The organism is Flavobacterium shii, assembly GCF_025847235.1.
Classification (GTDB): domain Bacteria; phylum Bacteroidota; class Bacteroidia; order Flavobacteriales; family Flavobacteriaceae; genus Flavobacterium; species Flavobacterium shii.
In genome coordinates this window covers 22,145-35,929 of the sequence record NZ_JAOZEW010000032.1, presented here as the reverse complement: position 1 = coordinate 35,929, position 13,785 = coordinate 22,145, and the positions used below count along the sequence as shown (strand labels likewise).

Here is a 13,785-nt window from a genome sequence, read left to right as displayed (position 1 = left end):
AAAACAGAAATACCATGAAAAAACTATTATTTTTATCAATAGCCTTATTGTCACTAGCAGCATGTTCAAGTGATGACAATACACCTACTCCCGAAGTGCCTTCAGTAGGAGCAACTTTATTAGCATCTGTAGGAGGGTCAAATGAACCAAATCAACTTTATTTAGATTTAAGTACTGGAGAATCTAAATCTGTCAATAGAGAATCTTGGGATTTTGGTTTCTTTAGTGGAACAGATTTTAGAGTAGTGATTAACGGATCTCTTAAAATGGCTGTAAAAAAGTTAGAAACTTCAGATATTACTTTGGCTCAAACAATTGATGCTAATGTTACTGCAGGAGGTGGAACAACAGCGACTTCTAACGGATTTGTTGATAACCCAACTGGAGTTTTGGCAGGTGCAGGTGCAGGAATTGGTACTGCTATTGCTGAAGTTTCTGCAACAGATGCTGATAACAAAGTATATTTGGTAAACATGGGATTTGCTGTAGGTACAGTAAAACCAAGTGTAGGTAATGTTGAAGTTGATGGAGCAGCCAGAGGATGGAAAAAAGTTAGAATTTTAAGAAGTGGAAGTGGATACAAAATTCAATATGCAGATTTAGCTTCTACAACTTTTCAGGAAAAGACAGTTTCAAAAAATGCCGATTTTAACTTCACATTTTTTAGTTTAACAACGGGAAATACAGTTTCAGTAGAACCAGAGAAAACAAAATGGGATTTGAATTTCACATACTTTACAAATTACGTAAATTTTGGAACAGAAGTGACTTATGGATATGCAGACTTTATTGTTTCAAATATGAAAGGTGGAACACAAGTATATCAGGTTTTAGTTGTTGATGGTGGAGCTTATGCAGATTTTACAAAAGCAAAAGTTGTTGAAACTAATTTTGCAACTTCTATAACTGATCAGAGAATAATTGGAGCTAATTGGAGAAATGGTGGTAGTCAAGCATCATTGCCAAGTATCAGAACGGATCGCTTTTATGTAATTAAAGATGCTTCAGGAAACTATTATAAAGTAAAATTCCTTACGATGACAAATGATGCCGGAGAAAGAGGTAATGTAACTTTGGAATATGCTATCTTGAAATAATTTGAAGACGAAATCCAGATTAGCAAGTTCTTTAAATGCTCAACTATTGCTTATTAATTTAGCTTTAATCGCGTTGAAATGTAAGTTTGTAAGCTAATCTTAATATACAAGACTATACTTAAGTTCAATTAGTTAGTAACTTGGTTTTTTTTTATTTTTTTTTGAAAGAGGCTGGATTTATCCGGCCTTTTTTTATTTTTTCATTTAATTGTTAAAAATGAATAACAGATTATTGTTTATTCTATCTTTGCAAACGTTTTAAATAAATTAACAAGAAATTTGTATTTTAAGGGTCTTGTTGGTTTTTATTCTTCAAATTTATAATTTCAAGTGAATACAAAATCTTATTTTTTTCAGTCTTTTGCAATTGTTGCACTGGCATTTGTAGCTTTCATTGGCTTTAAGCAAGTATTACCAGATAAAATTTTTCCGGAAAGTAAAGTAGATACTAAAAATGTACTTGTAGATAGTATGCTTTTAGAATCATTTGAAAAACAATCAGTATCTAAAAAAGATAGTGCCGATGCCGATAATCAAGCAGACGAGGATATCGTTTATGATTCGAATGAAGGAATTGAATTCCCTTCGGAAACATTCGATAATTATAAAGGATATCAATACCTGATTTCTTTTTATGATAAATTATACCAGTTAGAAAAGCATCCAGAAGCCAAAGTGCGTATAGCATATTATGGCGATTCTATGACCGATGGCGATTTAATTGTGCAAGATGTTCGAACGAATTATCAAGAACGGTTTGGAGGTATGGGGGTTGGTTTTGTTTCTATAACTTCAGAATCATCAGCGTCAAGAGCTTCGATAAAATCATTGTATTCCAAAAATTGGAAAATGCAATCTTATCTTAATGTGAAAAAACCAGTAAGCCCTTTTGGAGTAAATGGGCATGTGTTTTTTGCTAATGATAAGTCAAATTCAACATGGGTTTCCTATGAGGCTGGACTTAATAAGTTCTCTACAACTTTGGATAATCCAACATTATTCTATGGAAGATCGTCAAGAACGGGGAAAGTGAATTTTATAGTTGGTAAGGATACAATAAGTAAGAATCTTGCTCCTGGGAACTTGGTTAATACATTAAAGGTAACTTCAAAAAGTATAAAAGGATTTAAAGCTAAATTTGTCAACGCAGACTCAATTCCTATTTATGGCTTCAATTTTGATAATGGAAGTGGAGTTCATGTAGATAATTTTTCGCAAAGAGGAAATTCGGGAATGCCAATTTCTATGTTTGATGCTAGTGTAATGCAAGGTTTCAATAACAGTTTAAAATATGATTTGGTTATTTTACATTATGGAACCAACGTTTTAAATTATGGAACCAAAAATTATTCCTGGTATGGAAAAGGAATGACAAAAGTAGTAGATAAAATAAAAGCATCTTTTCCAGGAGTTTCTATTTTGATTATTTCAACAGCAGATAAATCTACAAAATACGATATGGTAATGAAGACCGATTCGGCAGTTGTGCCTTTAATGAAAGCGCAAAAACGCTATGCATTAGATACACAATCGGGATTTGTTAATTTATATACCTTAATGGGAGGAGATGGTTCTATGGTAAAATGGGTTGATGAATCGCCCGCGAGAGCCAATAAAGATTATACGCACTTTAACCAGCGTGGAGCCAAAGCAATCGGTGGATTACTTTATGAACAATTGAATAAAGGATATGAGCAATATAAAGCCCTACGGGAAAAAAGGGAAGCTGATATAAAAAAGGGCAAAACCGTCCGAAAAACAAATACAGATTCCGTGTCTGTAATAAAAGATAGTGTAAATGAATAAACTTATTATTTTCTTTTGTTGTCTTCTTTTTGCGTCCAATAATAAAGCGCAAAAGACAGAACCAATTTTAATATCCAAAAAGATGACTAGCAATATCGATACAATAACTGTTGAGCCTTTATCAGGAAGTCAAATTTATAATACGAAGGTGCTGGAAGATTTTTTTAAGAAATTAAAAGACAATGAAAGTCATGGTAATCATAAAATAAATATAGTTCATATTGGAGATTCACACATTCAGAGTGATTTAATGACAAATGAGATTCGTAAAAATCTCCAAAAAGAATTAGGAAATGCAGGAAGAGGGCTAATTTTTCCGTATTCTTTGGCAAAAACTAATGGTTCTTATAACGAACGTTTTCGTTCGAATAAAAGTTGGGAAAGTTACCGAAACATTCTTCCCGTAAAAAATTGCCCGATGGGATTAAGCGGAATTGCGCTTTGGAGAAACACCGATGGTTTTGTAATTGAGGTTAATGTAAAAGACCCAGTGTATAAGTTTAATACAATCAAGATAATTACGCCACAAAATCAACATATGTTTGACTTGGCAACCCGCATTCAAACCAATATGATTCAATCTTCGGAGCGAAAAGTAATTACACATAAAATAAAAAAAGGAGAAGCAATCTCGGTTATCGCAGATAAATACAATGTTTCGATTGCTGAAATAAAAAGAGCAAATCATTTAAAATCTAATGCGATTCGAGCAGGAAGAACATTGAAGATTCAAACAAATGAAACACGACCAAAAACAATTTCACAATCCGAGTATGTTCCTTTGGACATAGAATCAGATTCTTTTTCTCATTATTATAATACCGAAAAAGCACTGGATAAAATCTACCTTATTCCAAATAAGGATGCAAAGAAATATGAACTTAACGGATTGGTTCTTGAGAAAAATGCTCCGGGAGTAATTTATAGTAGTATTGGAGTTAATGGTTCTAAATATTCGGATTACAACAAATACCCACTTTTTTTTGAACAAGTAAAATCTTTGCATCCAGATATGATTGTCTTGTCTTTGGGGACAAACGAAAGTTATGAAAAATTGGAAGCATCGGGTTATATAAAACAATTACGCCAGTTTATAAGTAACCTAAAAGCTCAAAACATCCATGTTCCTATAATTGTGATGACACCACCACCATCATTATTAAAAGGAAGAAAACCAAATACGTTCATTGCCGATTATACAAAGCATATTTATGAAACAGCCCAAACAGATGGTTTTGCAGTTTGGGATTTGTATAACGAGTTTGGAGGTATGAGCGGTATTGGAAGATTAAAATCCGAAGGATTAATCGGCCCGGATTGGGTACATTACTCTAAGAAAGGATATGAAAAACAAGGAAATTTGTTTTCGAAAGCATTATTAAACGAATACGATAATTTTAAATTAAAAAAATAAGTTGATAACAGTTGATAGCATTAATGATTGGTTTGTTCAGAATTTTGGTGCGCTTACATTAGAACAGGTTAAAGGTTGGTTTATTTATAATCCAGAAGAAAAGTTATTATTTAATACAGGTTTATTTTTAGGCTTGTTTCTCGTTTTTTATTTTGTGTATGCCTTTTTACGCAAAACATTTTATTTAAGATTAACGTACGTTATTCTATTCTCGCTTTTCTTCTATTATAAGTCTAGCGGAATATACTTTTTATTATTACTGCTTTCCTCGGTTGTAGATTATGGCTTGAGTCAAATAATTTATAAGGAAGCCATAAAAAGCAGGAAGAAAATATACCTTGTTATAAGTGTTATTTTAAACTTAGGATTACTAGGTTATTTCAAGTACATGAACTTTATGATTGTGACTTACAATGATATGTTTCATGGTAATTTTGAGCTTCATGATGTTTTTCTTCCTGTTGGAATCTCATTTTACACGTTTCAATCGATGAGTTATATTATCGAGATATATCGTGAAGAGATTAAACCAACTAAAAATTATATCGAATACTTATTCTTCGTTTCTTTCTTTCCACAATTAGTGGCAGGACCGATTGTAAGAGCTAAGGATTTCTTACCACAGATATATCAAAAATTAAACCTTACCAAGGCAGATGTAAACAATGCGTTGTTTCTTATCATTGGGGGATTAATCAAGAAAACAGTAATATCAAATTATATCTCGATAAATTTTGTAGACCGTGTTTTCGATTCTCCCATGAGTTATACTTCATTCGAGAATTTAATGGCATCATATGGATATGCAATCCAAATTTATTGTGATTTCTCAGGATACTCAGATATGGCAATTGGAATTGCATTATTGCTAGGGTTTAAATTGCCTGCCAACTTTAGAACACCTTATAAATCGGTATCGATTACCGATTTCTGGAGAAGATGGCACATTTCATTATCGACTTGGTTAAAAGACTTTTTATATATATCCATCGGAGGAAACAGAGAAGGGACATTCGCAGGATTCTTATTCCCAAGTATATTTTTCTTCGGATTGTTGCTTTGGGGAATTACAAATTCTGCCGAAAGTATAATTCCGCTTGTAATTGCAGTGGGCGGAATAGCTGTTTTTTGTTTGTCATTTTTGCTTTCAAGCAAATTAAAACAAACAATGGTAACCAACTTCAATCTCTTTACAACAATGCTTTTAGGAGGATTGTGGCATGGAGCAGGAGCGCAATTTATAATCTGGGGAGCATTACACGGATTGGCTTTGGCGGTTCATAAAATATTCGTCGAGTTTTTTCCTTCCCAAAAAGACAGCAAAAGCAATGTCTTAAGCGTTATCTGGAAATTCTTCTCGATAGTACTTACATTTCATTTTGTAGTTTTCTGTTGGATATTTTTCCGTGCAAAAGATTTCGATACAGCAATACAGGTAATCAATAATATCGGACAGTTAACATTCGAGCCAGATCATTGGCAAACGATTGTATTAGGTTACAAAAACGTATTTTTATTAATGCTTTTCGGTTATGTATGGCACTTTTTACCAGAAGTGGTAACTGCCAAAATGAAATTAGTTTTTGATAAAACACCTTTAATTGGTAAAGCAATCGTTTTAGGATTTGTGTATTGGATCGTTTATGCAACAGCAGTTGCAGGTTCACAACCGTTTATTTACTTCCAGTTCTAATTAAGCAGGTTTAAAGGAACAAAGTTACAAAGGCGCAAAGGTTTATTCTTTTGCGTTTTTTTGTTTTACGCAGATTTTACAGATTCAAGCAGATTAGCGCAATAATTTTTAAAATTTAAATCTGCCATAAATTGCAAAATCTGCGTGAAACAAAATCTTTTAAATCCTTTTAATCTGTGGCCTTAAATTTTCCGACTTCGCGAGTAAAAAAAGCATAGCGAACTTTGCGAAAAACTTTGCGCGCATTGCGGTTAAATCAACACAATGTAAAATAATAAACTTAGCGTATTTGTGAAGAAAAGCATTGCGAACTTTGCGAAAAACTTTGCGCACATTGCGGTAAAATCAACACAATGTAAATAATAAACTTAGCGTCTTTGTGAAGAAAAGCATTGCGAACTTTGCGTAATACTTTGTGAACTTTGCGGTAAAATCAAAACGCGTATTGCACTTAAATAAAAATTGCCTGAAATATCTAATTAGATTATCTTTGCACTTCAAATAAAGAAAATAGTATGTTTGATAATTTAAGTGATAAGTTAGATAAAGCCTTCCATATATTAAAAGGACACGGTAAAATTACAGAAGTAAACGTTGCCGAAACCTTAAAAGAAGTTCGTCGTGCATTACTTGATGCCGATGTTAACTTTAAAATTGCTAAAGATTTTACTACCAAAGTAAAAGAAAAAGCAATAGGGCAAGACGTTTTAACTACACTTCAGCCAGGACAATTATTGGTGAAGTTGGTAAAAGACGAACTTACCGAGTTAATGGGTGGTGATGTAGCAGGAATAAACTTGTCTGGGAATCCAAGCATTATTTTAATGTCTGGATTACAAGGTTCGGGGAAAACTACTTTCTCTGGTAAACTTGCTAATTATTTAAAAACCAAAAAGAATAAAAAGCCACTTTTAGTAGCGTGTGATATTTACCGTCCGGCGGCGATAAACCAATTACATGTTGTAGGAGATCAAATAGGTGTTGAGGTATACTCAGAACCAGAAAATAAAAATCCTGTAGAGATTGCTCAAAACGCAATAAAACATGCTAAAGCTAATGGGTTTAATGTTGTTATAGTCGATACAGCAGGACGTTTAGCCGTAGATCAGGAAATGATGGATGAGATTGCGCGTGTACACAAAGCAATCCAACCACAAGAAACTTTATTTGTTGTGGATGCCATGACAGGTCAGGATGCTGTAAATACTGCAAAAGCATTTAATGATATATTAAACTTCGACGGAGTTATCCTTACCAAATTAGATGGTGATACACGTGGAGGAGCTGCAATCTCTATTAAATCGGTAGTAAACAAACCAATTAAGTTTGTAGGTACAGGAGAGAAAATGGATGCAATTGATGTGTTCTATCCTATTCGTATGGCAGAGCGTATACTTGGTATGGGTGATGTTGTGTCGTTGGTAGAAAGAGCACAAGAGCAATTTGACGAAGAAGAAGCTAGAAAAATCCAAAAGAAAATTGCTAAGAATGAATTTGGTTTTGATGATTTCTTATCACAAATTCAGCAAGTAAAGAAAATGGGTAACATGAAAGACTTGGTAGGAATGATACCAGGCGCTTCTAAAGCTATGAAAGATGTAGAAATCGAAGATGATGCCTTCAAGCATATCGAAGCAATTATACACTCGATGACGCCACTTGAAAGGAGCAAACCAGCAGTAATCGATGTAAAAAGGAAAGCCAGAATCGCTAAAGGTTCGGGAACCAAAATCGAGCAAGTAAATCAGTTGATGAAGCAGTTCGACCAAATGAGCAAAATGATGAAAATGATGCAAGGCCCAGGCGGAAAGAATTTAATGAAAATGATGGGAGGCATGAAAGGAATGCCAGGCGGAATGCCGAGATAATAAAAACACGTTTAAGGTTTAAGGTTTCAAATTAATTGAAATTTTAAACCTTTAACTTTTTAACATAAACACAACTAATTGATTTAAGGTTTTGAGAACCGAAGAAACTTTAAACTTTAAATTTTAAACTCTTTTAAAAAAATGCAACTACTAGACGGTAAAAAAACAGCTGAGGATATTAAAAATGAAATTGCAATAGAAGTGCAAGCGATTAAAGATGCGGGAGGGAAAGTACCTCATTTGGCAGCTGTGATTGTTGGTAACGATGGAGCGAGCTTAACGTATGTGGGAAGCAAAGTAAGATCTTGTCAGCAAATAGGTTTCGATTCAACTTTGGTAAGTTTACCTGAAACAATTACAGAAGTAGAACTGTTGGCCAAGATCAAAGAATTAAATGAAGATGATGATCTTGACGGATACATTGTACAGTTGCCTTTGCCAAAACATATCGATGAGCAAAAAATTTTAATGGCGATAGACCCTGATAAAGATGTTGATGGTTTTCATCCAACGAACTTCGGGAAAATGGCTTTGGAGATGGAAACTTTTATTCCAGCGACACCATTTGGAATAATGCAGCTATTAGAACGTTATAAAGTCGAAACTGCAGGGAAACACACAGTTGTTATTGGGAGAAGCCATATTGTAGGAAGACCTATGAGTATCTTGATGAGTCGAAAAGGAAATCCTGGTGATTCTACAGTAACGCTAACGCACAGCAGAACAAAAAATATAGAAGAATTTACTAAAAATGCCGATATCATTATTACTGCTTTAGGAGTTCCAAATTACTTAAAAGCCAATATGGTAAAAGATGGTGTTGTAATTATCGACGTTGGAATTACAAGAGTAGAGGATGCTACAAATCCAAAAGGATATGTAATTACTGGGGATGTCGATTTTGACGAGGTAAGTAAAAAATCATCTTTTATAACGCCAGTTCCTGGTGGAGTAGGACCAATGACAATTGCAATGTTACTTAAAAATACTTTACAGGCTAGAAAAATGAGAGCCAGAAAGTAATAATTTCATATTTATATAGGAAGCCTTAAACTTTTGTTTAAGGCTTTTTTTGTGCTGTGTTTTCTGGTGAATTTTGTAAGAATTAACCTCTTGCGTAAAAAGGGTTGTTTGGGTAACTTGCCAATATAAACGATAAAATGCATATTTTTAGCTTGTTATTTAGGAATGTTTAAAAGTTATTCAGAAAATGTTTGTTATATTTGAAATGGAATTAAACGAGTGTTCACTAGGTATCCTAGTTGAATTAGTTGTTTTTTTCTAAAATAAATTATTAACTTTAATAGGCGCTCAAACCTATAATCTAACTAACTTAAAATTATGAGTACAACAAATTCAAACATTCAGGATTGTGAACCACAAATTATGCCTCCAGGAGCTATAATTCTTTTAAACAGTAGAAATCCTGAAATAGGAAAAGTAACTTTTCCTGAAAGAAAATCTAAAGGACTTTTGCCTCCATTTGTTGAGGCATATTATAATAAAGAAGATGATAGCCTTTCAGTAAACGCTATCGTTTATGTTGATTTGGATAGAAAAGAAAACGAATCCTTTGCTTATAGTGTATATCAAAATTGTTATGTAGATGTCAATGGAAATCCCCAACTGCAATTTTTTATAGCTTATAATATGTTAGAACAAGATGCTACTACATTCTCTATTCATGAACTTAAATTTAAAGTGAATAAGGATATCTTCATAGGTAAGCTTGCAGATGTAAAAACAATTCAAACTTTCCTTTGGGATACAGATCCAATTGCATCTAGAGGAACAGAAACAAATGTTCAGCCAGGATAAATATCATCGTTGTAATACATAATAAAAGCGGGATAGATGAATTTCTATAACGCTTTTATATAATTGTCAATCTGTAAAATATAAAGCATAAGAGTATAATGGCTAAAATTAGATTATTTACTACTTCAATATTGTTCTTTCTTTCCTTTTTTCTTTTTTCTCAGGAGAGGCAACATGTTGGTAATTTAATGGATATAGCAATTAAAGCAAAAATAAAAAAGTTTAAAGAGAATACGAACTTTGATAAAGCTCAAATGTTTTTTAGACAAGGTATTTGGGATTCAACCCTTGTTTACTCAATGAAAGAAATGAGTAATACAAAAAACAAGGAGCTCACTGATTACTGTCATTATTTTAGAGGAATTAGTTTTAAGGAAAAAAAACTATTCAACGAGTCTAAAAAAGAGTTTAATGAAATTTCTAATAATTTTCAGTTTTTTTATAAAGTAAAAATAAAATTAGGAGAAATCGCATTAGGGCAAAATGAGTTTGAAAATGCTTTACAATATTTTGAAGAGATTGAGAAATTACCAAACGTCTCTAATTATGATTTAAAAAAAAGTAATGTTTTACATAATATAGGGTTATGCTACTTACATCTTAAAAAATTTGACAAAGCAGAAGAGTATTTGTTTAAAAGTACTAAATTACAAGAGACTGAAAAAGATACTTTGATGCTTATAGGTTCCTATATGGATATTGCAACCTTGTATTATGAACAATATAAAGACAATCAGGCAATTCCTTATTTTGAAAAGGCATATCACTTATCGAAAAAAGCAAAATCATTTGAATTGAGAAGAACTGCTACAAAGAATATGGCAGTAGTAGAAGAAAATAGGAAGAATTTTCCGCTTGCTCTAGCTTATCGTAAAGAATATGAAAAGTGGAAAGACTCTTTAAATGATCAGAATAAAGTCTGGGCAATTGCCGATCTAGAAAAGAAATTTGCAGTAAAGCAAAAACAAAAGGAAGTAAACATCCTTGAGGCTGAGAATAAAGTAAAAGCAGCCGAAAGAAATGGGCTATTATTTTCTTCAGTCTTATTGCTAATATTGTTTGGAACCGGAGTGTATTTTTATAGACAGAAAATAAAAAATAATAAAATTATACTAGCTCAAAAAAATGAGCTAGACGAATTGAATGCTACCAAAGATAAATTATTTTCTATAGTAAGTCATGATTTACGATCTTCAGTAAATGCATTAAAAATAAGTAATACCAAATTAATTGAGAATCTCGAAACGAAGAATTTCGATGAACTCGATGTACTGCTTCATAACAATAGTACTATAGCTAATGGCGCTTATAATTTATTAGATAATTTACTCAATTGGGCTTTGTTACAAACGAAACAAACCTACTTTTTTCAGGAATCACTTCATTTGGCTACTATTGTACAACATGTAGAGTATAATTATAAGCCATTAATGTTAAATAAGAATATCAATTATGAAAATAGGGTTTCCAAGACAGATTATGTATTTGCCGATTTGGATTCACTTAAAATAATTATTCGAAACCTATTAGATAACGCAATTAAGTTTTCTAAAGAGAATGGAACAATTTCAATTTATACCCGCACTTCGTCTGATGATTTTTGTTACTTGGTAATAGAAGATACCGGATTAGGAATGAGTGCATCAACGCAGGAAGAATTACTGAAAGAAACAGTTTTACTTTCCAAAAAGAAAAACGATGATGCGATAGGAACCGGATTAGGAATGCAGTTGTGTAAAAGCTTGATTCATAAAAATGGAGGTAAATTAGAAATTGAGAGCGAAGAAAATGTTGGTACTAAAATTATTATAGTATTACAAAAGTTTAAAGATCATGGATAATATAAATGTACTTATTATCGAAGATACTCCTGCAGAAAGTGATGCGCTTGTAAAAGTGCTTACCGCTAATAACTATAATATTGTAGGCATCGCAACGAATTATAATGAGGCACTAAAATTATTTTATCAAAACCCTATTGATATCGCTATTGTAGATGTCTTTTTGGACGGACGACCAGACGGAATCACTTTTGCAGAAACAATAAATATTGTTCCTAATGGATTAAAGCCATTTGTTTTCCTGACGAGTTCTAAGGATCGTCAGATTTTTGAAAGAGCTAAACTTACAAAGCCTTTCAGTTTTTTATTAAAACCATTCAATGAGCTTGAAATCTTGTACGCGCTGGAAATGGCTGTCGAGAAATTTTACGGGCAAACTAATGTTTTCGTTAGTGAAGAGCAAGATACCGTTATAAGTGACGATTATCTCTTTATTAAAAAAAATAAAGCGTTAAAAAAAGTTCGAATAGAGGATATTGTATACATAGAAGTAGAAGATAGATACTGTAATATAATAACCGAAGCCGAAAAATTCGTAATTTTAATATCACTAACCAAAATTCTTCAGTTTTTGGATCCTGATAAATTTTGTCAAACTCATCGTAACTATATTGTGAATTCAAGCAAGATAGAAGAAATTATCGTTAATGATAACCTTGTTGTTTTAAAAGGGAATCATAAAATCACATTGAGTGATAAATACAAAGACTTCGTAAAGAAGTTTCGCATATTGAGGTAGTTTATTTCATATGTTTCTCCATAACTACAGCCTCTTTCATGCAAATGAATGAGGCTTTTTTTGCTTATTAGGTTTATAGAAAAACTTCTATACCAATTTTTTTGCTTTTCATGACAATGATTTCCGTTCTCATGACATTTTCGTATTTACAGGTTTAATTGTGCAGTAGTTTTACTCTTGGGAATTGAATAAGGCTAGCATAATTTAATTCTCGAAAGACTTATTACTTGTTGATTTTTATTAAACAAGTAAATGTATTAAAGAGGAGTTTAATATCCGCTTTAAAAACATGGCGCATCCGAAAAGCCTTATGAGTAGGACGAAAAACAATTAAATTACAATATTATGTCAAGTCAAACCCAAGCCTTAGCAAACCATGAGCCAATAGTTGGCGGATGGACAGATTTTCGCAAACCTACAGCTGCAGATTTATTAATATTCAAACAAGCCCTGGAAGGTTATGTTGGAGTAAAATATATCCCAACTGCAGTTGCCACACAGGTGGTAGCAGGAACGAATTACCGTTTTAGATGCACTGCGTCGATTCCGCCTTCAGAGATTGCTTATGAAGCTATAGTGAAGATTTTTAAACCATTAGTTGGTGACCCGCATGTTGTGAAAATAACAAGGATTTAATACTCGAAAAAATGTTTAGCAGTACTTTTAAAATAAGTGATTTCTGAAAAGCATAAGAGTAATTAAAATAATTTAAACTATAGAAATTATGTCAAATAATGCCCTAATAAATAATACGGAGACACTGCTCGGAGGATGGACACTTTATCATACTCTAACTCCGGAAGATTTGCAAATATTTAAACAAGCTATGAACGGATTGCTTGGAGTGAAATATAATCCAATTACGGTCTCTACACAGATTGTAGCAGGTACAAATTATCGTTTTAAATGTAATGCAACTGTTATTCTGTCTGAACTTGATTATGAAGCCTTGGTTGAAATTTACAAACCATTGTCCGGAAATGCAGTTCTTACAGGAATAACACCAATTTAAGATAAAAAGGGGAATGTGGAGTTCAGAAACCATATGAAAAAACGAGGCGGATCTGAAAAGCCAAATGAGTAAGAAAAATAAATATAAAATACTATATCATGGCAACATTTAAAGTAAACATCCCAGCAGGTCCAATTTGGAACCAACAAGATGCAAATGAAAAAGCTCCTTTAGTAGCAGCTGCACATCAAGGAAAATGGACAGGGCAATGGAGTACCGTTGTAGAAAGTCAAATGAGTGTAGTTGAATTAGAACTAAACGTTCAAAGTGGAGGAAAAAACGAATATAAGACCAATGTTTTGGCTGGACCATTATGGAGTAATGATCAGGCTCAAAAAGTAGGTTCTGTAATTGCAGCTTCATATGGAGCAGAGTTTACAGGGCAGTGGTCAACAATCGTAGAAGGTCAAATGAGCGTTATAGAGATTAAGTATACTTTTTAATCTTAAAATTAGTTCATTCTTAATTACAAAACTAGAAATATCCTCTTGATGTAT

General features: G+C 32.7%; 12 protein-coding genes. All 12 read left to right on the top strand.

What is annotated here, in order from left to right; genetic code table 11:
* Positions 1–14: 14 nt before the first annotated feature.
* Complete coding sequence (locus OIU83_RS21940) at positions 15–1,097, top strand: HmuY family protein (protein WP_264208411.1); 1,083 nt, start codon at positions 15–17, stop codon at positions 1,095–1,097.
* A gap of 330 nt (positions 1,098–1,427) precedes the next feature.
* Positions 1,428–2,903, top strand: a complete 1,476-nt coding sequence (locus OIU83_RS21935) for an SGNH/GDSL hydrolase family protein (protein ID WP_264208410.1) — start codon at positions 1,428–1,430, stop codon at positions 2,901–2,903.
* Between the two features lie 82 nt (positions 2,904–2,985).
* The gene (locus OIU83_RS21930) at positions 2,986–4,317 is read left to right on the top strand and encodes a GDSL-type esterase/lipase family protein (RefSeq protein WP_264208409.1); all 1,332 of its coding nucleotides are present in this window, start codon (positions 2,986–2,988) and stop codon (positions 4,315–4,317) included.
* Between the two features lies 1 nt (position 4,318).
* On the top strand, positions 4,319–6,010 hold the full coding sequence (locus OIU83_RS21925) for an MBOAT family O-acyltransferase (protein ID WP_264208408.1): 1,692 nt from the start codon (positions 4,319–4,321) through the stop codon (positions 6,008–6,010).
* 515 nt (positions 6,011–6,525) lie between these two features.
* The gene (gene ffh, locus OIU83_RS21920) at positions 6,526–7,878 is read left to right on the top strand and encodes a signal recognition particle protein (protein WP_035619403.1); all 1,353 of its coding nucleotides are present in this window, start codon (positions 6,526–6,528) and stop codon (positions 7,876–7,878) included.
* A 141-nt stretch (positions 7,879–8,019) separates the two neighbouring features.
* The gene (locus OIU83_RS21915) at positions 8,020–8,901 is read left to right on the top strand and encodes a bifunctional 5,10-methylenetetrahydrofolate dehydrogenase/5,10-methenyltetrahydrofolate cyclohydrolase (protein WP_264208407.1); all 882 of its coding nucleotides are present in this window, start codon (positions 8,020–8,022) and stop codon (positions 8,899–8,901) included.
* A 318-nt stretch (positions 8,902–9,219) separates the two neighbouring features.
* Positions 9,220–9,696, top strand: coding sequence for a hypothetical protein (locus OIU83_RS21910; protein WP_264208406.1), 477 nt, complete (start codon positions 9,220–9,222; stop codon positions 9,694–9,696).
* Between the two features lie 98 nt (positions 9,697–9,794).
* Positions 9,795–11,537 carry an ATP-binding protein gene (locus OIU83_RS21905; RefSeq protein WP_264208405.1) on the top strand — a complete coding sequence of 581 codons (1,743 nt, stop codon included), beginning with the start codon at positions 9,795–9,797 and terminating at the stop codon, positions 11,535–11,537.
* Positions 11,530–12,276 carry a LytR/AlgR family response regulator transcription factor gene (locus tag OIU83_RS21900; protein WP_264208404.1) on the top strand — a complete coding sequence of 249 codons (747 nt, stop codon included), beginning with the start codon at positions 11,530–11,532 and terminating at the stop codon, positions 12,274–12,276. Before OIU83_RS21905 ends, OIU83_RS21900 begins: the two co-directional genes overlap by 8 nt.
* Positions 12,277–12,621: 345 nt before the next feature.
* Positions 12,622–12,912, top strand: a complete 291-nt coding sequence (locus OIU83_RS21895) for a hypothetical protein (protein ID WP_264208403.1) — start codon at positions 12,622–12,624, stop codon at positions 12,910–12,912.
* Positions 12,913–13,000: 88 nt separating this feature from the next.
* Positions 13,001–13,288 (top strand): hypothetical protein, encoded by a 288-nt coding sequence (locus OIU83_RS21890; protein ID WP_264208402.1) that lies wholly within the window; start codon positions 13,001–13,003, stop codon positions 13,286–13,288.
* Between the two features lie 98 nt (positions 13,289–13,386).
* The gene (locus OIU83_RS21885) at positions 13,387–13,731 is read left to right on the top strand and encodes a mannan-binding lectin (protein ID WP_264208401.1); all 345 of its coding nucleotides are present in this window, start codon (positions 13,387–13,389) and stop codon (positions 13,729–13,731) included.
* Positions 13,732–13,785: the final 54 nt, after the last annotated feature.